The following is a 17,816-nucleotide window of genomic DNA, read 5'->3' as shown; positions in this document are numbered from 1 at the left end:
GGGCCTTCGGGTCCGGCCCCGCTTCGTCGTACCCGGCCGCTGGCGCGCCGTACAGGGCGCCGGACAGGAGGAACGGGGCGGGGTCGGCCACGGGCCTCCTGTCCGCCCCGTGACCCGTCACAGGCTTCACGGAGTTGGCTCGGGCACGTGACCCGCCTCCGCAGATCCGCGACCTCCGGTCGCGGCTACCACCGCGTCCGTTCCGGACGCGGTTTCTCGTTCCGTGACCCCGACGGCAAGACCGTGACCGATGCGGACGAGCGCCGTCGGCTCGAGGAGTTCGTGATCCCGCCGGCGTGGGACGACGTCTGGATCTCGCCGTACCCGAACGGCCACATCCTGGCCACGGGCACGGACGGTGCTGGTCGTCGCCAGTACATGTACCACCCGTCGTGGCGTGAACGGATGGACCGGATCAAGTACGACCGCGCGCTCGCACTGGCGGAGTCGTTGCCGGTCGCCCGTCGCGGTGTCACACAGGACCTCCGCCGGCCGGAACCGGACCGCCGGCGCGCGCTGGCCGCAGCCTTCCGCATGCTCGACCAGGGGTCGCTCCGGGTCGGGTCCGAGCGGTACGCCACCGAGCACGGCAGCCGCGGGCTGTCCACGCTGCTCTGCGCGCACGCCCACGTGTCCGGCGACGACATCGAACTCGACTTCCCCGGCAAGAGCGGGCAGGAGTGGTCGTCGTCGATCCACGACCACGACCTGGCGCGGGTCATCGCCGGCATGAAGCGTCGCGGACCCAATGCGCGTCTGCTGTCGTTCCGCGAGCGCCGTGGGGCGGAATGGGAGCCGCTCTCCGCCGAGGACATCAACGCCTACGTCAAGGAACGTGCCGGCGACGAGTTCACCGCGAAGGACTTCCGGACCCTGCACGGGACGGTCGCGGCCGCGGTCGACCTGGCGAAGACCGGGCCGCAGTCATCCCAGGCCAAGCGGAAGAAGGCCGTGTCGCACGCGGTGAAGGCCGCGAGCGACGAGCTCGGCAACACCCCGACGGTGTGCCGACAGAGCTACATCGACCCCCGTCTGCTCGATGCGTACGACCACGGGGAGACCATCGATCCGGACCGCCTGGCGTCCGCCGAGGCCGAGGTCCGGGCACTGCTCTACCGACAATGACCCGGGGGCCGTCCGGATGACGTAGCGTTGGTCGACGTGCCGGACCACCCCACACGGCACGGAAGGACCCACAACAGTCGTGACCGACGAGTGCATCCACGGTTTCCCCACCGAGCTCTGCGACATCTGCGCACCCCGGCAGCGCGAGGCGTCGGAGATCCCAGCCACCCCGGCACCACGCCGGACCCGCATCACCACCAACCTGCGCGTCGACCCGCCGGCCTCCGGGCCGAACACGTCGCTCCGGTCGCCGACGTCGCTCCGTTCGTCGTCCGCCGACCTGCCCGAGGCACGTGAGTTCGCAGCGCTCCGTGCCCACCACGTCACCCACATCGACAACCTCGACGGCATCGTCGGCGCCGGCGCGATCCTGGCGGCCGACCAGGCCGAGCCTGTCGTGGACGTCAGCTCCGCCGACACCCGTGCCGCACGTGCCGAGGCCGAGGCACCGGACGGTTCCTCGATCGCCGGGCACGTGCCGTTCACGCTGTCGCCCGACGCGACGCGGTGGGACGAGCTCCGCACGGGCGCCGAGGGTGAGCGCTGGTCCGATGCCGCCCGTCGCACCCGCGCGATCGACTACGTGGTGCTCGTCGTGCCGGTCTCGGCGTTCGGCGCCTCGGTGATCGTCGCGGACCAGGACGCCGACGCCGACGACGTCCGGTTCGCCGTCGGCCCCGACGCCGGCACGAACCTGATCCGTCGCACCGACTTCACGGACCCGGAGATGCACGGCCTCGAGCTGCTCGCCGGTCCGAGCGTGCCGTTCACCTCGGTGGCCGTGATCGGTGTGCCGAACGACAAGGCCCGGCAGACCGTCCGCGCCGTGCTCGCCGACCACGGCGGACACGCTCCCCGCGTGGCCGTCTTCCCGCCGTGGTTCGTGCCCCCGGTGACCGCCGAGTGACGGTCTCCTGACCCGTCTCGACGCACCCTCCGGACCACGTCCGGAGGGTGCGTTGCGTTGCGGGGCCGAGCCGGGCCTCCAGACCGTCCGATCCCCGTGGATCCGGGCAAGCGAGCCGGCGGGACACGCCCGGCAATTCGCGACACGCCCGGGTTGCACGTGGGCCGGGGCTATGCGAGACTTGTCCGGTTCCGAATTCCCCGTGGGTGTACGCCCACAGGATCACTGCTCTGGCAGTGCACAACCCCCTTGTTCAGCAGGGCTGGGTTGGGCCGCAGGCAGCAGAACACGACTCCCCGAGATGTGACGGACGCGGTGCACCACTGCTGCGCCCGGAGCACGAGGCAGTCGATTGCCCACGCTGGACGGCCACGGTCGCCCGCGAGGTTGACAGGTGAACAGCGGTCATCCCCAGTGGATGCGGCCGGTTGGTTCAGGAAAACAGCACGGTCCGCAGGAATGCGGAACCGAGCGGCGTCAGGCGGCCAGAGGGTGCGCGGCGCAGAGAGGACAAGAGACACATGGCGGGACAGAAGATCCGCATCCGGCTCAAGTCGTATGACCACGAGGTCATCGACACGTCGGCCCGGAAGATCGTCGACACGGTGACCCGTGCCGGTGCAACCGTGGTCGGCCCGGTGCCGCTCCCCACCGAGAAGAACGTGATCGCAGTGATCCGTTCCCCTCACAAGTACAAGGACTCGCGCGAGCACTTCGAGAAGCGCACGCACAAGCGGGTCATCGACATCGTCGACCCGACGCCGAAGGCCGTGGACTCGCTCATGCGACTCGACCTGCCGGCCGACGTCAACATCGAGATCAAGCTGTAAGGGGGCTGACCAATGGCGAACTCAACCAAGACCGTCAAGGGCCTCCTCGGCAAGAAGCTCGGGATGACCCAGGTGTGGGACGAGAACAACAAGTTCATCCCCGTTACCGTGATCGAGGTCGGCCCGAACGTGGTCACCCAGATCCGCAACGCTGAGCGCGACGGCTACGAGGCGATCCAGATCGCCGCCGGTGCCATCGACCCGCGCAAGGTCAACAAGCCGGCCGCTGGCCACTTCGAGGCCGCTGGCGTGACCCCGCGTCGCACCCTCACCGAGATCCGTACCAACGACTCCGCTGAGTACACGCTCGGCCAGGAGCTCACCGTGGACAGCACGTTCACGGCGGGCCAGAAGGTCGACGTCGTCGGTACCTCCAAGGGCAAGGGCTTCGCCGGTGTCATGAAGCGCCACGGCTTCCACGGCGTCGGCGCCTCGCACGGTGCGCACCGCAACCACCGCAAGCCCGGCTCGATCGGTGCTTCCTCGACCCCGTCGCGTGTCTTCAAGGGCATGCGCATGGCCGGTCGTATGGGTGGCGACCGCGTGACCGTCCTCAACCTCACGGTGCACGCCGTCGACGCCGAGAAGGGTCTGCTGCTCGTCAAGGGCGCCGTCCCCGGTGCTCGTGGCCGCTCCGTCTTCGTCCGCACCGCCGTGAAGGGTAAGTGATCATGGCCACCACGACCGCAACCACGATCGACGTCCTCGACGCATCGGGTGCCAAGTCCGGCACCGTCGAGCTCCCCGCAGCTCTCTTCGACGTCGAGACCAACGTCCCGCTGATCCACCAGGTCGTCACCGCGCAGCTCGCAGCCGCGCGTCAGGGCACCCACAAGACCAAGAACCGCGGCGAAGTCCGCGGTGCCGGTCGCAAGCCGTTCAAGCAGAAGGGCACCGGCCGCGCCCGTCAGGGTTCCGTCCGTGCTCCGGAGCACACCGGCGGTGGCGTCGTCCACGGACCGACCCCGCGTGACTACTCGCAGCGCACCCCGAAGAAGATGATCGCCGCTGCTCTGCTCGGCTCGCTCTCGGACCGCGCCCGCGGTGGCCGCATCTCCGCTGTGGAGGGCTTCGTCGCGGCTGAACTGCCGTCGACCAAGACCGCCCGCACGCTCCTCGAGAAGGTCGCGCCCGTCAAGAACGTGCTCGTCGTGCTCGAGACGGACGACGAGCTGACGCTCAAGTCGATCCGCAACCTGTCGAACGTCCACGCGCTCTCGTACGGCCAGCTCAACGCCTACGACGTGCTGCGTTCGGACGCCGTCGTCTTCAGCAAGAGCGCCCTCGACGCCTTCATCGCGTCGAAGACCGCGAAGGAGATCACCGCATGAGCGGCTTCAACAAGGACCCGCGCGACGTCGTCATCTCGCCGGTCGTCTCGGAGAAGAGCTACGCGCTCATCGACCAGGGCAAGTACACGTTCATCGTGGACCCCCGCTCGAACAAGACCGAGATCAAGCTCGCCATCGAGAAGATCTTCAACGTCAAGGTCGCGAGCATCAACACGCTGAACCGCCCGGGCAAGACCCGTCGCACCAAGTTCGGTCTCGGCAAGCGCAAGGACACCAAGCGCGCCATCGTGACGCTCAAGTCCGGTTCGATCGACATCTTCACGGCTGTCGGCTGAGGACCAGAGGGATAAATCATGGCTATTCGTAACTACAAGCCGACGACCCCCGGTCGTCGCGGCTCGTCGGTCGCCGACTTCGCTGAGATCACCCGTTCGACTCCGGAGAAGTCACTGCTTCGTCCGCTGCCGAAGACCGGTGGTCGCAACAGCTCCGGCCGTATCACCACGCGTCACATCGGTGGTGGCCACAAGCGCCAGTACCGCGTGATCGACTTCCGTCGCTCCGACAAGGACGGCGTCGACGCCAAGGTCGCTCACATCGAGTACGACCCCAACCGCACTGCGCGCATCGCGCTCCTGCACTACGTGGACGGCACGAAGCGGTACATCATCGCGCCGAACAAGCTGAAGCAGGGCGACGTCGTCGAGCAGGGCCCCGGCGCCGACATCAAGCCCGGCAACAACCTGCCGCTGCGCAACATCCCCGTGGGTACCGTCGTGCACGCCATCGAGCTCCGCCCCGGTGGCGGCGCCAAGATGGCCCGCTCCGCGGGCGCCTCGGTGCGTCTCGTCGCCAAGGACGGCCCCTACGCGCAGCTCCGTCTGCCGTCGGGCGAGGTCCGCAACGTCGACGCACGCTGCCGCGCCACGATCGGCGAGGTCGGCAACGCCGAGCAGTCGAACATCAACTGGGGCAAGGCCGGCCGCATGCGCTGGAAGGGCGTCCGCCCGACCGTTCGTGGTGTCGCCATGAACCCGGTCGACCACCCGCACGGTGGTGGTGAGGGCAAGACGTCCGGTGGTCGTCACCCGGTCAGCCCCTGGGGCCAGTCCGAGGGCCGTACGCGCAAGCCGAACAAGCCGAGCGACAAGCTCATCGTCCGTCGCCGTAACGCCGGCAAGAAGCGCAAGTAGGAGTTCAGAAGATGCCACGCAGTCTGAAGAAGGGCCCCTTCGTCGACGAGCACCTGCTCCGCAAGGTCGTCACGCAGAACGAGGCCAACACCAAGAACGTGATCCGTACGTGGTCGCGTCGGTCGATGATCGTCCCGAACATGCTCGGGCACACGATCGCCGTCCACGACGGCCGCAAGCACATCCCGGTGTTCGTCACCGAGTCGATGGTCGGTCACAAGCTCGGCGAGTTCGCGCCGACCCGCACCTTCCGTGGTCACGTGAAGGACGACAAGAAGGGCCGTCGCCGCTGAGGCGGCGACGCAGAGGAGGAACGAAATGGTGGAGTCGATCGCACGCGTGCGACACATCCGCGTCACGCCTCAGAAGGCCCGTCGCGTCATCGAGCTGATCCGCGGCAAGCAGGCCCACGAGGCCCTCGCCATCCTGAAGTTCGCCCCCCAGGGCGCTTCGGAGCCCGTGTACAAGCTGGTCGCCTCGGCGATCGCGAACGCACGGGTCAAGGCGGACTCGACGAACAGCTTCCTCGACGAGCGCGACCTCTACGTGAGCCGCGTCTTCGTCGACGAGGGCACGACCCTGAAGCGGTTCCAGCCGCGCGCCCAGGGCCGCGCCTTCCGCATCAACAAGCGCACCAGCCACATCACGGTCGTCCTCGCGACGCCGGACGAGGTCGAGGCTGCCGCGACGAGCAAGAAGGCGAGCAACTAATGGGCCAGAAGGTCAACCCGTACGGTTTCCGTCTCGGGATCACGACGGACCACGTCTCGCACTGGTTCACCGACAGCAAGAAGGCCGGTCAGCGCTACGCCGACTACGTGGCCGAGGACATCAAGGTGCGCGAGTACCTGAAGAAGACCCTCGACCGCGCCGGTGTCGCACGCATCGAGCTCGAGCGCACCCGTGACCGTGTCCGCGTGGACATCCACACGGCTCGTCCGGGCATCGTCATCGGCCGCCGCGGCGCCGAGGCGGAGCGCGTTCGCGGTGAGCTCGAGAAGCTCACCAAGAAGCAGATCCAGCTGAACATCCTCGAGGTCAAGAACCCCGAGACCGAGGCCCAGCTCGTCGCGCAGGGCATCGCCGAGCAGCTCTCCGCTCGTGTCGCGTTCCGTCGCGCCATGCGCAAGGGCCTGCAGGGTGCACAGCGCGCCGGCGCCAAGGGTGTCCGCATCCAGGTGTCGGGTCGTCTCGGCGGCGCCGAGATGTCGCGTTCGGAGTTCTACCGCGAAGGCCGTGTGCCGCTGCACACGCTCCGCGCGAACATCGACTACGGCTTCTACGAGGCCCGGACCACGTTCGGCCGCATCGGCGTGAAGGTCTGGATCTACAAGGGCGACATCACGAACAAGGAGCTCGCTCGCGAGCAGGCGAACCAGCGTTCGTCGCGCCCCGAGCGTCGTGGCGGCCCGCGCGGTGAGCGTGGAGACCGTGGCGGCGACCGTCGTGGCGGCGACCGCGGTGACCGTCGCCCGCAGCAGGCCCCGCAGGACGCGCCGGCCGGCGCAGGAGTTGAGGCGTAACCATGCTTATTCCCCGTCGAGTCAAGCACCGCAAGCAGCACCACCCGAAGCGTTCGGGTCAGGCAACCGGTGGTACCAAGGTCAGCTTCGGCGACTACGGCATCCAGGCCCTCACCCCGGCGTACGTGACCAACCGTCAGATCGAGTCCGCTCGTATCGCCATGACGCGTCACATCAAGCGTGGTGGCAAGGTCTGGATCAACATCTACCCGGACCGTCCGCTGACCAAGAAGCCCGCCGAGACCCGCATGGGTTCCGGTAAGGGCTCGCCCGAGTGGTGGGTCGCGAACGTGAAGCCGGGCCGGGTGCTCTTCGAGCTCTCCGGCGTCAGCGAGGAGATCGCCCGCGAGGCGTTGACTCGTGCAATCCACAAGCTGCCCCTCAAGGCACGCATCATCAAGCGCGAGGAGGGCGACGCATAATGGCGATCGGTTCCAAGGAGCTCCGTCCGACGGAGCTCGACACGTTCGAGAACGAGCGTCTCGCTGACGAGCTGAAGAAGGCCAAGGAGGAGCTCTTCAACCTCCGCTTCCAGTCGGCCACCGGCCAGCTGGAGAGCCACGGTCGTCTCCGTGCCGTCAAGCGCGACATCGCCCGCATCTACACCGTCCTCCGCGAGCGCGAGCTCGGCATCCGTGCCACTCCCGCGCCCGTCGAGACCGCCCCCAAGGCCAAGAAGACGACGAAGAAGGCTGACAAGCCGGCCGAGTCGACCGAGGCCGAGACCGCCGAGGAGAAGTAATGGCGAACGAAGAGAAGAACTCCGCCGCCCTCACTCGCGGCTACCGCAAGACGCGTCGCGGCTACGTGACGAGCGACAAGATGGACAAGACCATCGTGGTCGAGGTCGAGGACCGCGTGAAGCACGCGCTCTACGGCAAGATCATCCGTCGTACGTCCAAGGTGAAGGCCCACGACGAGCTCGGCACCGCTGGTGTCGGTGACCTCGTCGTGATCAGCGAGACCCGTCCCCTCAGCGCGTCCAAGCGCTGGCGCCTGGTCGAGATCCTCGAGAAGGCCAAGTAGGCCTCGGCCTGCTTCGGAATAGGAGACAGCAGTGATTCAGCAGGAATCCCGCCTGAAGGTCGCCGACAACACGGGTGCCAAGGAGATCTTGACCATCCGCGTGCTCGGTGGCTCGGGTCGTCGCTACGCCGGCCTCGGTGACGTCATCGTCGCCACGGTGAAGGACGCCATCCCCGGCGGCAACGTGAAGAAGGGTGACGTCGTCAAGGCCGTCATCGTTCGCACCAAGAAGGAGACCCGTCGTCAGGACGGCTCCTACATCAAGTTCGACGAGAACGCGGCAGTGATCCTCAAGGCCGACGGCGACCCGCGCGGTACGCGCATCTTCGGTCCGGTCGGTCGCGAGCTCCGTGACAAGAAGTTCATGAAGATCATCTCGCTCGCGCCGGAGGTGCTGTAAGCCATGGCGAACATCAAGAAGGGTGACCTCGTCCAGGTCATCACGGGCGCGACGCAGGAGCGTGGCGGCGACCGTGGCAAGCAGGGCAAGGTCATCGAGGTCCTCAAGGACAAGAACCGCGTCGTCGTCGAGGGCGTGAACTTCGTCACGAAGCACGTCCGCGTCGGCCAGACGCAGCGTGGTTCGAAGACCGGTGGCATCGAGCAGCACGAAGCCTCGATCCACGTCTCGAACGTCGCGCTCGTCGACCCGAAGACGAAGAAGCCGACGCGTGTCGGTTTCCGCACCGAAGAGGTGGAGAAGGACGGCGTCAAGAAGACCGTCCGTGTCCGCTACGCGAAGAAGTCTGGTGAGAAGCTCTGATGACTGACACGACTGCTGCGCCCGCTGGCAAGATCCAGCCGCGCCTCAAGCAGAAGTACCTGGCCGAGATCAAGACGGCCCTCACCGAGCAGTTCGGTTACGCGAACGTCAACCAGGTCCCCGGCCTGGTCAAGGTCGTCGTGAACACCGGTGTCGGTGAGGCAGCTCGCGACTCGAAGATCATCGAGGGGGCCATCAAGGACCTCACGGCGATCACGGGTCAGAAGCCCCAGGTGAACATCGCCCGCAAGTCCATCGCACAGTTCAAGCTGCGCGAGGGTCAGGCCATCGGCGCGCACGTCACCCTCCGTGGTGACCGCGCGTGGGAGTTCCTCGACCGCCTGGTCACGCTCGCACTGCCCCGCATCCGCGACTTCCGCGGTCTCAGCGACAAGCAGTTCGACGGCAACGGCAACTACACGTTCGGTCTCACGGAGCAGTCCGTGTTCCACGAGATCGACCAGGACCGCATCGACCGTGTCCGCGGCTTCGACATCACTGTCGTGACCACCGCGAAGACGGACGACGAGGGACGCGCGCTGCTCCGGCAGCTCGGCTTCCCGTTCCGCTCCAACGAGCAGACGGTCTAAGCTACTTCGAGCAGTGCGGGCCGGAGGATTCACGTCCTCCGGCCCGCACGCACGAACACACCGATCTCGGGGAACCGCCCCGGGATCACTCGATCGCTCAGGTCGGCATTCGTGGAACGGGTGTCGAAACCAGGCGAGAAATGGACGAACATCATGACGATGACCGATCCGGTCGCAGACATGCTGACCAGATTGCGGAACGCGAACTCCGCGCACCACGACGCAGTCGCGCTCCCGAGCTCCAAGCTCAAGAAGAACATCGCCGACATCCTCAAGCGTGAGGGCTACATCAGCGAGTGGAAGGTGGAGGACGCCCGAGTCGGGCAGACCCTCACCATCGACCTGAAGTACGGCCCCGAGCGCGAGCGTTCGATCGCCGGCATCAAGCGCGTCTCGAAGCCGGGCCTCCGGGTCTACGCGAAGTCGACGGAGATCCCCCAGGTCCTCGGTGGCCTCGGTGTGGCGATCCTCTCGACCTCCTCCGGCCTCCTGACCGACCGCGAAGCCGAGCAGAAGGGCGTGGGTGGGGAAGTCCTCGCCTACGTGTGGTGATCGACAATGTCACGAATCGGACGTCTCCCCATCGACATCCCCGCCGGCGTCACCGTCTCCGTTGACGGTCAGAACGTGGCGGTCAAGGGCCCGAAGGGCGAGCTCGCGCTCGTCATCGCGGAGCCCATCCAGGCCAAGGTCGAGGAGAACCAGGTCCTCGTCACCCGTCCGGACGACGAGCGCGAGTCGCGTTCGCTCCACGGACTGACCCGGACCCTCATCGCCAACAACATCATCGGCGTGACCCAGGGCTACACCAAGGGCCTCGAGGTCGTCGGCACCGGTTACCGTGTCGCGGCCAAGGGCTCGAACCTCGAGTTCGCGCTCGGGTACTCCCACTCGATCACGGTCGAGCCGCCGGCGGGCATCAGCTTCGCGGTGGAGGGCAACAACAAGGTCACCGTCGCCGGTATCGACAAGCAGGCTGTCGGCGAGGTCGCCGCGAACATCCGGAAGCTCCGGAAGCCCGAGCCCTACAAGGGCAAGGGTGTCCGTTACGCCGGCGAGAACGTGCGCCGCAAGGCCGGAAAGTCAGGTAAGTGATCATGGGACTCCTCAAGACACGAGGCAAGAGCAAGGCGGCCGCCAAGGCGCGTCGTCACAACCGTCTCCGCAAGAAGATCACCGGCACCGAGGCTCGTCCCCGTCTCGCCGTCACCCGCTCGTCGCGTCACGTGTTCGTGCAGGTCATCGACGACGCGAAGGGTCACACCCTCGCCAGCGCCTCGACGATGGAGGCAGACCTCCGCTCGTTCGACGGCGACAAGACCGCCAAGGCCCGTCGCGTCGGTGAGCTCCTCGCCGAGCGCGCGAAGTCGGCTGGCGTCGAGGCCGTGGTCTTCGACCGCGGTGGCAGCAAGTACGCCGGTCGCGTCGCCGCGATCGCCGATGGTGCCCGTGAAGGAGGGCTGAACCTGTGAGCGACAACGCGAACACCAACGAAGACGCCAAGACCGAGGCCGTCGAGGCCACGGAGACCGAGGCAGTCGAGACCACGGAGGCCACCGAGGCGAGCACGGAGGCCACGGCCACCGATGCGACCGCCGAGGCACCTGCCGAGGGCGCCAAGACCGGCAAGGAGGCGGAGGCACCTGCCGTCGCCGAGCGTCCGGTCGAGACCGCCGCGGGTTCCGCGTCCAACAACCGCGACTCCGCTGACAACCGTGGCCGTCGTGGTGGCGGTCGTGACCGTCAGCAGGGCCGTGACCGCAACAACCGCGGTGGCGACAGCCAGTTCCTCGAGCGCGTGGTGACCATCAACCGCGTGTCGAAGGTCGTCAAGGGTGGTCGTCGCTTCAGCTTCACGGCGCTCGTCGTCGTCGGCGACGGCAACGGCCTCGTGGGTGTCGGCTACGGCAAGGCCAAGGAGGTCCCCACGGCGATCTCCAAGGGCGTCGAAGAGGCGAAGAAGAACTTCTTCCGCGTCCCCCGCGTCGGCAACACGATCCCGCACCCGGTGCAGGGTGAAGCCGCCGCTGGCGTCGTCCTCCTGCGTCCGGCCGGCCCCGGTACCGGTGTCATCGCCGGTGGTCCGGTCCGCGCCGTGCTCGAGTGCGCCGGCATCCACGACGTGCTGAGCAAGTCGCTCGGCTCGTCGAACACCATCAACATCGTGCACGCGACCGTCGAGGCTCTGAAGCAGCTCGAGGAGCCCCGCGCCGTCGCGAGCCGTCGTGGCCTCGACGTCGAGCGGGTCGTCCCGGCCCGTCTGCTCCAGGCCGAGGCCGCAGCCCTGCGTGCCGCGACCGAGAAGGCAGGTGCGTGATGGCGATGCTGAAGATCACGCAGATCAAGTCCGTTATCAGCGAGAAGCAGTACCAGCGCGACACCCTGCGCAGCCTGGGCCTCAAGCGCATCGGCCGTTCGGTCGAGCGTGAGGACAACTCCCAGAACCGCGGGTACATCGCGACGGTGGCGCACCTCGTGAAGGTCGAGGAGGTCGACGCATGAGCGACGAGAAGAACGAGCGCGTGCAGGTGCTGAAGCTGCACCACCTCCGTCCCGCAGAGGGCGCCAAGAAGGACCGCACCCGTGTGGGTCGCGGTGAGGGCTCGAAGGGCAAGACCGCTGGGCGTGGTACCAAGGGCACGAAGGCCCGTTACCAGGTCCGGGTCGGCTTCGAGGGTGGGCAGATGCCGCTGCACATGCGCACCCCGAAGCTCCGCGGGTTCAAGAACCCGTTCCGGGTCGAGTACCAGGTCGTGAACCTGGACAAGATCTCGGAGCTCTACCCCGATGGTGGCGACGTCACCGTTGCGGGCCTGGTCGCCAAGGGCGCCGTCCGCAAGAACGAGAAGGTCAAGGTTCTCGGTCAGGGTGACATCACCGTGAAGATCACGGTCGCGGTCGACAAGGTCTCGGCGTCCGCCGCCGAGAAGATCGTGGCTGCTGGCGGCACCGTCTCCCAGTAACCCCCGTCGGCGGCCCGTGCGTTTGCGCACGGGCCGCCGTTACGGTTTCCTTGACAGTGGCCGGCATCCGCCAGCCGGGTCGGCCCTGCCGACCGAAACCGGTCCGGCCGCGATCGACGGCCCCGGTCCCACAAGTTCGGAGTCATCGTGTTCAGAGCGGTCGCGCGCATCATGCGCACCCCTGATCTTCGCAAGAAGATCGGCTTCACCCTCGCGATCATCGCGCTGTTCCGTCTCGGGTCGTACATCCCGGCACCGTTCGTCGACTACACCGCTGTGCAGAGCTGTCTCGCCAGCGCGTCGTCCTCCGGCGGCCTCTACGACCTGATCAACCTCTTCTCCGGCGGCGCGCTGCTGAAGCTCTCGGTCTTCGCGCTCGGGATCATGCCGTACATCACGTCGTCGATCATCGTGCAGCTGCTGCGCGTGGTCATCCCGCACTTCGACACCCTCTACAAGGAGGGCCAGTCGGGCCAGGCGAAGCTGACGCAGTACACGCGGTACCTCACGATCGCGCTGGGCGTCCTGCAGTCCACGACCCTGATCACGGTCGCTCGTTCCGGCGCCCTGTTCGGCACCAACGCCTCCGCCTCCTGCACGTCGATCATCTCGAACGACAGCTGGTACGCCATCATGCTGATGGTCGTCACGCTGACCGCCGGCACCGGCATCATCATGTGGATGGGCGAGCTCGTCACCGAGCGCGGCATCGGCAACGGCATGTCGCTCCTGATCTTCACGTCGATCGCGGCGCAGTTCCCGTCGGCGCTCTGGGCGATCGAGCAGTCGCAGTCCTTCGAGCTCTTCCTGTTCGTGATCCTCGTCGGACTCGTGATCATGATGGCCGTCGTGTTCGTTGAGCAGTCACAGCGCCGGATCCCCGTGCAGTACGCCAAGCGCATGGTCGGGCGGCGGACGTACGGCGGCAACAACACGTACATCCCGATCAAGGTGAACATGGCCGGCGTCGTGCCCGTCATCTTCGCCTCGTCGCTGCTGTACCTGCCGGCCCTGGTCGCGCAGTTCAACCAGCCCTCCGACGGCTCCGAGCCGGCCGCGTGGGTGACCTGGGTCCAGAACAACCTGACCTCGGGTGACAACTGGTTCTACATGGTCCTGTACTTCCTGCTCATCGTCGGGTTCACGTACTTCTACGTGGCGATCACCTTCAACCCCGAAGAGGTCGCCGACAACATGAAAAAGTACGGCGGGTTCATCCCCGGCATCCGTGCCGGGCGTCCGACGGCCGAGTACCTCGACTACGTCCTCACCCGGGTGACGCTGCCCGGCTCGCTCTACCTCGGTCTCATCGCGCTCATCCCGCTGGCAGCACTGGCGCTGTTCGGCGCGAACCAGAACTTCCCGTTCGGTGGCGCGAGCATCCTCATCATCGTGGGTGTCGGTCTCGAGACCGTGAAGCAGATCGACTCCCAGCTGCAGCAGCGTCACTACGAAGGGCTTCTCCGTTGAGCGCACGTCTCATCATCGTCGGACCTCCCGGAGCCGGGAAGGGCACCCAGGCCGGCCGCATCGCCGAGTCCTTCGGGATCCCCGCCATCTCGACCGGGGACATCTTCCGCAAGAACGTGGCAGAGGGCACGCCCCTCGGCGTCCAGGCGAAGGCGATCATGGACGCCGGCGACTACGTGCCGGACTCGCTCACGAACGAGCTCGTCAAGTCCCGTCTGCAGGAGCCGGACGCCGAGAACGGGTTCCTGCTCGACGGCTACCCCCGGACTGTCGGCCAGGTCGAGTACCTCGACGCACTGCTCGCTGAGCAGGGCACCGGGATCGACGCCGTCGTGCAGCTCGTCGCGGACCAGGACGAGCTCGTCGGTCGCCTGCTGAAGCGTGCTGAGGACCAGGGCCGCAGCGACGACAACGAGGAGACGATCCGTCGTCGTCAGCAGGTCTACGCCGAGCAGACGGCGCCCATCGTGGCGGCGTACGGCGAGCGTGGCCTGGTGGTCGACGTCGACGGCCTCGGCGGCATCGACGAGGTCGGCGACCGGATCCAGACCGCACTGTCGGGTCGCGGGCTCGCCGCGGCCGTCTGACCAGCGTGGTGCGGTTCCGGAAGCCCTCGATCTACAAGACCCCGGACGAGCTCCGGGCGATGGTCCGCCCGGGGCTGCTGACGGCTGAGGCGCTGGACGCCGTCCGTGCAGCGATCCGTCCCGGCGTCACCACCGGTGCGCTCGACGTGATCGCGGAGCGCACGATCCGCGACGGCGGCGGCATCCCGAACTTCCAGCTCGTCCCCGGCTACCGCCACACCTTGTGCGTCTCGGTGAACGACGAGATCGTGCACGGGATCCCCGGCGACCGCGTGCTCGCGCCCGGTGACATCGTGTCGGTCGACGCCGGTGCCGAGGTCGACGGTTGGAACGGCGACAGCGCCTTCACGACCGTCGTCCCCGGTGGCGACGAGACGGTCACGGTGGCTCGGCAGGCGCTCTGCGACACGACGGAGCGGTCGCTCTGGCACGGCATCGCAGCACTGGCCAGCGCCAAGAACCTGCACGAGGTCGGCTCGGCGGTCGAGGACGCGATCGACGAGACCGGTTCGTGGGGCATCGTCGAGGACTACACCGGCCACGGCATCGGCCGGTCGATGCACGAGGAACCACCCGTCTTCAACTACCGCGTCCGTGGCGCCGGTCCGGCCGTCAAGCCCGGCCTGGTGGTCGCCATCGAGCCCATGGTCACGGCCGGGTCGATCGACAGCTCGACGGACGACGACGACTGGACGGTCCGCACGCTGGACGGCAAGGACGCCGCCCACTGGGAGCACAGCGTCGCGGTGCACGCGTCCGGCATCTGGGTGCTCACCGCCGCCGACGGCGGCGCACGGGGCCTGGCCCCGCTGGGCGTGACGCCCGTCCCGATCCCGTAGGGCGGGCCTCCAGGGCTGGGCCTGACGGCCTGACGGCCTGACGACCTGGAGGCGCGGCCCGGGTCCGCCCCGCCGGGTCCCCGTGTGTGCGGCGCGCGCTCAGGGCGCGTCAGGCGGACCGTGCGGGTGGGCGACCGACGGCGGCGGCCGTCAGTTGCCGACGGAGCAGGTCTGCTCCGAGGCACTCTGCCCGGTGATCGACGAGGGCAGCGGTGTCGCCGACGCGGCAGGCGTCCGGGTGGCCGTTGCGCTCGACGAGGGTGCGGGGGTGCCGGCAGGCGACGAACCGCCAGTCGACGTTCCCGACGATCCCGACGACCCCGACGACCCGGTCGTGCCCGACGATCCGCCGCTCGACGTCGACTCCTCGGACGCCCGGCCGGTGCTCGAGTCGCTCAGCGAGGACCGGACGTCGTTCTGCAGCGCCACGTTGAGCGTGTGCGCGGTCTCCTGGTCGACGACCACGCGCGCGTTGTCGGCGGGGTCGTCGACGACGGGGTACTGCACGAAGAGCATGTTGGCCGTGCTCATCCCACGCAGGGCGGCGGCGAGCTTGACCAGTGTCCCGGTCTGCGCCAGCCCGTCGGAGAGCGTCATGTTGGACAGCGCGGCGCCGGCCAGCTTGTAGAGCGTGATGGGGTTCGAGAGGGTGCCGTCCGAGGTGACCTTGCGGAGCAGTGCAGAGAGGAACACCTGCTGCGAGCTGATCCGGGCCAGGTCGCTGCCGTCCCCGACACCGTGGCGACTGCGCAGGAAGGCCAGGGCGTCCGTGCCCTGGAGCGAGTGCGAGCCCTTCGTCAGGTGCAGGCCGGTGAACGTGTCGTCGATCGGCTGGGCGACGCAGACGTCGACGCCGCCCAGGGCGTTCGACATCTCGATGACACCGTCGAAGGTGATCAGGCCGGCGTAGGGGATGCTCAGGCCGGTCAGGTTCTCGACCGTGTCCACGACGCAGGAGACACCACCGTTGCCGAGTGCGGTGTTGAACATCGCCGACGTCGCGGCGGGGTAGGTCGTGCCGGTCGCGGGGTTCGTGCACGCCGGGATCGGGACCATCAGGTCACGGGGGAAGCTGACCGCGGTGAGCTGCTGGTGGTCGGCTGAGATGTGGATGAGCATCGTGACGTCGTTGCGAGCGCCCTCGACGTCCTCGTCGGAGTCGAACTGGCCGACACGGGTGTCGCTGCCGATGAGCAGGATGTTCGCCCCGCCCTTGATCGCCGAGATGTCGGCGGTCTTCGCGGTGCTCTGGTCGTCGGTGCTGAGCGCGACGGTCCGGGGAGCGGACGACAGCTGTGCGCCGGCGATCGCGGCGACGCTCGTGCCGCTGACGAGCAGGACGGCGACGGCGGACGCCACGACGGTGACGAGCGTGCCCCAACCCCGGCGACGGGCCTGCTTGCCGTGACTGGCGAAGGGGCGTCGTGTGGCGTCGGGCACGTGTTCTCCGTTCGGTGGTCCGTCGCGAGCTGCTGGTGCGGCGGACGTGGCTGCGGAGCAAAACTACGGTTCGCACGCATGAGCGCGCCCGGAGCGCGCCGTCAAACCACTGTGGAACGCTCAGACACTGCTCCGGAAGCCCCAGACGTGGGGTGTTCCGCGCCCCCACTTGGCAATTGCGGGTTTACCACATAAGATCGATCTTTGGTGTGTCATGCCCTCTCGGGTGTGGCGACCGACCCGCAGACCGGTTCGGGGATCACACCTGTTCCACAACCAAGCGACAGTGAGGCTATGGCCAAGAAAGACGGCGTCATCGAGATCGAAGGCTCGGTGCTCGAAGCTCTGCCCAACGCGATGTTCCGCGTTGAGCTGACGAACGGACACAAGGTCCTCGCGCACATCTCCGGGAAGATGCGCCAGCACTACATCCGCATCCTCCCCGAGGACCGCGTGATCGTGGAGCTGAGCCCGTACGACCTGACCCGCGGCCGGATCGTCTACCGCTACAAGTGATCCGCGAGCTGGAAAGGAACGGCACGGCAATCCTGCCGAGCACGAAGCCAGCGAGCACGAGGAAAGAACCATGAAGGTCAACCCCAGCGTCAAGCCCATCTGCGAACACTGCCGTGTGATTCGCCGCAAGGGCCGCGTCATGGTGATCTGCAAGAGCAACCCGCGTCACAAGCAGCGCCAGGGCTAGTCCCGGGCGCGTGACCGGCGCCGACGGTGTCCCTCGGACACCAGGCTGCTCGAGCACGACCCACAACTGAAGATCGACAACGCAGTACCAGAACCCGACCGCACGACGGCCGGGGGACACCTCGGGGCGGAGGCCCGAGCACCGGTACTGCGCCACACCTCCATCGACAACAGGAGCAGCCATCACATGGCACGTCTAGCAGGCGTCGACATCCCGCGCGAGAAGCGCGTGGAGATCGCACTCACGTACATCTACGGCGTCGGCCGTACCCGCGCCGTCCAGGCACTGACGGAGACCGGTATCTCCGGTGACATCCGCGTCAAGGACCTGACCGACGACCAGCTCGTCGCCCTCCGTGACTTCATCGAGGGCAACTTCAAGGTCGAGGGTGACCTCCGCCGTGAGGTCGCCGCCGACATCCGACGCAAGGTCGAGATCGGCAGCTACGAGGGTCTCCGCCACCGTCGTGGTCTCCCGGTGCGCGGTCAGCGCACCAAGACCAACGCTCGTACCCGCAAGGGACCGAAGCGCACCGTGGCAGGCAAGAAGAAGGCTCGATAGGAGA

At 67.5% G+C, this 17,816-nt stretch carries 29 protein-coding genes; 28 read left to right on the top strand and 1 reads right to left on the bottom strand.

Annotated elements, in window-relative coordinates; genetic code table 11:
• Positions 1 to 147 precede the first annotated feature (147 nt).
• The 25 genes from ACL00U_RS15840 to map all read left to right on the top strand — a co-directional run bounded on the left by ACL00U_RS15840 (position 148) and on the right by map (position 15,108).
• Positions 148 to 1,125 (top strand): DNA topoisomerase IB, encoded by a 978-nt coding sequence (locus ACL00U_RS15840; RefSeq protein WP_412873599.1) that lies wholly within the window; start codon positions 148 to 150, stop codon positions 1,123 to 1,125.
• A 79-nt stretch (positions 1,126 to 1,204) separates the two neighbouring features.
• Positions 1,205 to 2,032 carry a DarT ssDNA thymidine ADP-ribosyltransferase family protein gene (locus ACL00U_RS15835; protein WP_052481641.1) on the top strand — a complete coding sequence of 276 codons (828 nt, stop codon included), beginning with the start codon at positions 1,205 to 1,207 and terminating at the stop codon, positions 2,030 to 2,032.
• A 521-nt stretch (positions 2,033 to 2,553) separates the two neighbouring features.
• The gene (gene rpsJ, locus ACL00U_RS15830) at positions 2,554 to 2,862 is read left to right on the top strand and encodes a 30S ribosomal protein S10 (RefSeq protein WP_017885534.1); all 309 of its coding nucleotides are present in this window, start codon (positions 2,554 to 2,556) and stop codon (positions 2,860 to 2,862) included.
• 12 nt (positions 2,863 to 2,874) lie between these two features.
• Complete coding sequence (gene rplC, locus ACL00U_RS15825; protein WP_017885533.1) at positions 2,875 to 3,531, top strand: 50S ribosomal protein L3; 657 nt, start codon at positions 2,875 to 2,877, stop codon at positions 3,529 to 3,531.
• 2 nt (positions 3,532 to 3,533) lie between these two features.
• A complete protein-coding gene (gene rplD / locus ACL00U_RS15820; protein ID WP_027466730.1) occupies positions 3,534 to 4,193 on the top strand; it encodes a 50S ribosomal protein L4 in 660 nt (219 codons plus the stop codon).
• The gene (rplW, locus tag ACL00U_RS15815; RefSeq protein ID WP_017885531.1) at positions 4,190 to 4,489 is read left to right on the top strand and encodes a 50S ribosomal protein L23; all 300 of its coding nucleotides are present in this window, start codon (positions 4,190 to 4,192) and stop codon (positions 4,487 to 4,489) included. The genes rplD and rplW overlap by 4 nt, the downstream gene beginning before the upstream one ends.
• An 18-nt stretch (positions 4,490 to 4,507) precedes the next feature.
• On the top strand, positions 4,508 to 5,347 hold the full coding sequence (gene rplB / locus ACL00U_RS15810) for a 50S ribosomal protein L2 (RefSeq protein WP_017885530.1): 840 nt from the start codon (positions 4,508 to 4,510) through the stop codon (positions 5,345 to 5,347).
• 11 nt (positions 5,348 to 5,358) lie between these two features.
• Positions 5,359 to 5,640, top strand: a complete 282-nt coding sequence (rpsS, locus tag ACL00U_RS15805; RefSeq protein ID WP_017885529.1) for a 30S ribosomal protein S19 — start codon at positions 5,359 to 5,361, stop codon at positions 5,638 to 5,640.
• Positions 5,641 to 5,665: 25 nt separating this feature from the next.
• On the top strand, positions 5,666 to 6,058 hold the full coding sequence (gene rplV / locus ACL00U_RS15800) for a 50S ribosomal protein L22 (RefSeq protein ID WP_017885528.1): 393 nt from the start codon (positions 5,666 to 5,668) through the stop codon (positions 6,056 to 6,058).
• Positions 6,058 to 6,870, top strand: coding sequence for a 30S ribosomal protein S3 (gene rpsC, locus ACL00U_RS15795; protein ID WP_017885527.1), 813 nt, complete (start codon positions 6,058 to 6,060; stop codon positions 6,868 to 6,870). The genes rplV and rpsC overlap by 1 nt, the downstream gene beginning before the upstream one ends.
• A 2-nt stretch (positions 6,871 to 6,872) precedes the next feature.
• A complete protein-coding gene (gene rplP, locus ACL00U_RS15790) occupies positions 6,873 to 7,292 on the top strand; it encodes a 50S ribosomal protein L16 (RefSeq protein WP_017885526.1) in 420 nt (139 codons plus the stop codon).
• The gene (rpmC, locus tag ACL00U_RS15785; RefSeq protein ID WP_017885525.1) at positions 7,292 to 7,612 is read left to right on the top strand and encodes a 50S ribosomal protein L29; all 321 of its coding nucleotides are present in this window, start codon (positions 7,292 to 7,294) and stop codon (positions 7,610 to 7,612) included. The genes rplP and rpmC overlap by 1 nt, the downstream gene beginning before the upstream one ends.
• Complete coding sequence (rpsQ, locus tag ACL00U_RS15780; protein WP_017885524.1) at positions 7,612 to 7,896, top strand: 30S ribosomal protein S17; 285 nt, start codon at positions 7,612 to 7,614, stop codon at positions 7,894 to 7,896. Before rpmC ends, rpsQ begins: the two co-directional genes overlap by 1 nt.
• Positions 7,897 to 7,927: 31 nt before the next feature.
• On the top strand, positions 7,928 to 8,296 hold the full coding sequence (gene rplN, locus ACL00U_RS15775) for a 50S ribosomal protein L14 (RefSeq protein WP_017885523.1): 369 nt from the start codon (positions 7,928 to 7,930) through the stop codon (positions 8,294 to 8,296).
• A 3-nt stretch (positions 8,297 to 8,299) separates the two neighbouring features.
• Entirely contained in the window at positions 8,300 to 8,659 is a 360-nt protein-coding gene (rplX, locus tag ACL00U_RS15770) for a 50S ribosomal protein L24 (protein WP_017885522.1), read from the top strand.
• The gene (rplE, locus tag ACL00U_RS15765) at positions 8,659 to 9,249 is read left to right on the top strand and encodes a 50S ribosomal protein L5 (protein WP_042537502.1); all 591 of its coding nucleotides are present in this window, start codon (positions 8,659 to 8,661) and stop codon (positions 9,247 to 9,249) included. The genes rplX and rplE overlap by 1 nt, the downstream gene beginning before the upstream one ends.
• Positions 9,250 to 9,402: 153 nt before the next feature.
• Positions 9,403 to 9,801, top strand: coding sequence for a 30S ribosomal protein S8 (gene rpsH, locus ACL00U_RS15760; RefSeq protein WP_017885519.1), 399 nt, complete (start codon positions 9,403 to 9,405; stop codon positions 9,799 to 9,801).
• A 6-nt stretch (positions 9,802 to 9,807) separates the two neighbouring features.
• Complete coding sequence (gene rplF / locus ACL00U_RS15755; RefSeq protein WP_017885518.1) at positions 9,808 to 10,344, top strand: 50S ribosomal protein L6; 537 nt, start codon at positions 9,808 to 9,810, stop codon at positions 10,342 to 10,344.
• A gap of 2 nt (positions 10,345 to 10,346) precedes the next feature.
• Entirely contained in the window at positions 10,347 to 10,721 is a 375-nt protein-coding gene (gene rplR, locus ACL00U_RS15750; RefSeq protein WP_031259041.1) for a 50S ribosomal protein L18, read from the top strand.
• On the top strand, positions 10,718 to 11,566 hold the full coding sequence (gene rpsE / locus ACL00U_RS15745; RefSeq protein WP_017885516.1) for a 30S ribosomal protein S5: 849 nt from the start codon (positions 10,718 to 10,720) through the stop codon (positions 11,564 to 11,566). The genes rplR and rpsE overlap by 4 nt, the downstream gene beginning before the upstream one ends.
• A complete protein-coding gene (rpmD, locus tag ACL00U_RS15740) occupies positions 11,566 to 11,751 on the top strand; it encodes a 50S ribosomal protein L30 (protein ID WP_017885515.1) in 186 nt (61 codons plus the stop codon). The genes rpsE and rpmD overlap by 1 nt, the downstream gene beginning before the upstream one ends.
• Positions 11,748 to 12,212, top strand: a complete 465-nt coding sequence (rplO, locus tag ACL00U_RS15735) for a 50S ribosomal protein L15 (protein ID WP_017885514.1) — start codon at positions 11,748 to 11,750, stop codon at positions 12,210 to 12,212. The genes rpmD and rplO overlap by 4 nt, the downstream gene beginning before the upstream one ends.
• A 147-nt stretch (positions 12,213 to 12,359) precedes the next feature.
• Positions 12,360 to 13,682 carry a preprotein translocase subunit SecY gene (secY, locus tag ACL00U_RS15730; RefSeq protein ID WP_017885513.1) on the top strand — a complete coding sequence of 441 codons (1,323 nt, stop codon included), beginning with the start codon at positions 12,360 to 12,362 and terminating at the stop codon, positions 13,680 to 13,682.
• Positions 13,679 to 14,269 (top strand): adenylate kinase, encoded by a 591-nt coding sequence (locus ACL00U_RS15725; protein WP_017885512.1) that lies wholly within the window; start codon positions 13,679 to 13,681, stop codon positions 14,267 to 14,269. The genes secY and ACL00U_RS15725 overlap by 4 nt, the downstream gene beginning before the upstream one ends.
• A 59-nt stretch (positions 14,270 to 14,328) precedes the next feature.
• Positions 14,329 to 15,108 (top strand): type I methionyl aminopeptidase, encoded by a 780-nt coding sequence (gene map, locus ACL00U_RS15720; RefSeq protein WP_042537634.1) that lies wholly within the window; start codon positions 14,329 to 14,331, stop codon positions 15,106 to 15,108.
• A gap of 150 nt (positions 15,109 to 15,258) precedes the next feature.
• Here map and ACL00U_RS15715 read toward each other — a convergent pair whose 3' ends face one another.
• Positions 15,259 to 16,548: an LCP family protein gene (locus tag ACL00U_RS15715; RefSeq protein ID WP_042537499.1), complete on the bottom strand. Its 1,290-nt coding sequence runs from the start codon at positions 16,546 to 16,548 to the stop codon at positions 15,259 to 15,261.
• A gap of 294 nt (positions 16,549 to 16,842) precedes the next feature.
• Here ACL00U_RS15715 and infA point away from each other — a divergent pair, with 294 nt between their 5' ends.
• From infA to rpsM, 3 genes are all read left to right on the top strand, one after another.
• Positions 16,843 to 17,064 (top strand): translation initiation factor IF-1, encoded by a 222-nt coding sequence (gene infA, locus ACL00U_RS15710; protein ID WP_017885509.1) that lies wholly within the window; start codon positions 16,843 to 16,845, stop codon positions 17,062 to 17,064.
• A gap of 70 nt (positions 17,065 to 17,134) precedes the next feature.
• Positions 17,135 to 17,251 (top strand): 50S ribosomal protein L36, encoded by a 117-nt coding sequence (gene rpmJ, locus ACL00U_RS15705; RefSeq protein WP_022903266.1) that lies wholly within the window; start codon positions 17,135 to 17,137, stop codon positions 17,249 to 17,251.
• 186 nt (positions 17,252 to 17,437) lie between these two features.
• Positions 17,438 to 17,812 (top strand): 30S ribosomal protein S13, encoded by a 375-nt coding sequence (rpsM, locus tag ACL00U_RS15700; RefSeq protein WP_017885508.1) that lies wholly within the window; start codon positions 17,438 to 17,440, stop codon positions 17,810 to 17,812.
• The last annotated feature ends 4 nt before the right edge of the window (positions 17,813 to 17,816 follow it).

Source organism: Curtobacterium poinsettiae (assembly GCF_047226435.1).
In the GTDB taxonomy this organism is placed as follows: domain Bacteria; phylum Actinomycetota; class Actinomycetes; order Actinomycetales; family Microbacteriaceae; genus Curtobacterium; species Curtobacterium poinsettiae.
The sequence above is the reverse complement of the archived record's forward strand: the minus strand, read 5'-3'. Positions and strand labels throughout refer to the sequence as shown.

What these genes read in the sequence shown, in the direction of transcription:
- rpsM (WP_017885508.1), top strand. Translation starts at nt 17,438, where the DNA reads ATGGCACGTCTAGCAGGCGTCGACATCCCGCGCGAGAAGCGCGTGGAG.
- rpmD (WP_017885515.1), top strand. Translation starts at nt 11,566, where the DNA reads ATGGCGATGCTGAAGATCACGCAGATCAAGTCCGTTATCAGCGAGAAG.
- rplW (WP_017885531.1), top strand. Translation starts at nt 4,190, where the DNA reads ATGAGCGGCTTCAACAAGGACCCGCGCGACGTCGTCATCTCGCCGGTC.
- rplP (WP_017885526.1), top strand. Translation starts at nt 6,873, where the DNA reads ATGCTTATTCCCCGTCGAGTCAAGCACCGCAAGCAGCACCACCCGAAG.
- rpsJ (WP_017885534.1), top strand. Translation starts at nt 2,554, where the DNA reads ATGGCGGGACAGAAGATCCGCATCCGGCTCAAGTCGTATGACCACGAG.
- rplR (WP_031259041.1), top strand. Translation starts at nt 10,347, where the DNA reads ATGGGACTCCTCAAGACACGAGGCAAGAGCAAGGCGGCCGCCAAGGCG.
- rplO (WP_017885514.1), top strand. Translation starts at nt 11,748, where the DNA reads ATGAGCGACGAGAAGAACGAGCGCGTGCAGGTGCTGAAGCTGCACCAC.
- rplB (WP_017885530.1), top strand. Translation starts at nt 4,508, where the DNA reads ATGGCTATTCGTAACTACAAGCCGACGACCCCCGGTCGTCGCGGCTCG.
- rplC (WP_017885533.1), top strand. Translation starts at nt 2,875, where the DNA reads ATGGCGAACTCAACCAAGACCGTCAAGGGCCTCCTCGGCAAGAAGCTC.
- rpmC (WP_017885525.1), top strand. Translation starts at nt 7,292, where the DNA reads ATGGCGATCGGTTCCAAGGAGCTCCGTCCGACGGAGCTCGACACGTTC.
- infA (WP_017885509.1), top strand. Translation starts at nt 16,843, where the DNA reads ATGGCCAAGAAAGACGGCGTCATCGAGATCGAAGGCTCGGTGCTCGAA.
- rplX (WP_017885522.1), top strand. Translation starts at nt 8,300, where the DNA reads ATGGCGAACATCAAGAAGGGTGACCTCGTCCAGGTCATCACGGGCGCG.
- rplF (WP_017885518.1), top strand. Translation starts at nt 9,808, where the DNA reads ATGTCACGAATCGGACGTCTCCCCATCGACATCCCCGCCGGCGTCACC.
- map (WP_042537634.1), top strand. Translation starts at nt 14,329, where the DNA reads ATGGTCCGCCCGGGGCTGCTGACGGCTGAGGCGCTGGACGCCGTCCGT.
- rpsQ (WP_017885524.1), top strand. Translation starts at nt 7,612, where the DNA reads ATGGCGAACGAAGAGAAGAACTCCGCCGCCCTCACTCGCGGCTACCGC.
- rplE (WP_042537502.1), top strand. Translation starts at nt 8,659, where the DNA reads ATGACTGACACGACTGCTGCGCCCGCTGGCAAGATCCAGCCGCGCCTC.
- rplV (WP_017885528.1), top strand. Translation starts at nt 5,666, where the DNA reads ATGGTGGAGTCGATCGCACGCGTGCGACACATCCGCGTCACGCCTCAG.
- rpmJ (WP_022903266.1), top strand. Translation starts at nt 17,135, where the DNA reads ATGAAGGTCAACCCCAGCGTCAAGCCCATCTGCGAACACTGCCGTGTG.
- rplD (WP_027466730.1), top strand. Translation starts at nt 3,534, where the DNA reads ATGGCCACCACGACCGCAACCACGATCGACGTCCTCGACGCATCGGGT.
- rpsH (WP_017885519.1), top strand. Translation starts at nt 9,403, where the DNA reads ATGACGATGACCGATCCGGTCGCAGACATGCTGACCAGATTGCGGAAC.
- rpsS (WP_017885529.1), top strand. Translation starts at nt 5,359, where the DNA reads ATGCCACGCAGTCTGAAGAAGGGCCCCTTCGTCGACGAGCACCTGCTC.
- rpsC (WP_017885527.1), top strand. Translation starts at nt 6,058, where the DNA reads ATGGGCCAGAAGGTCAACCCGTACGGTTTCCGTCTCGGGATCACGACG.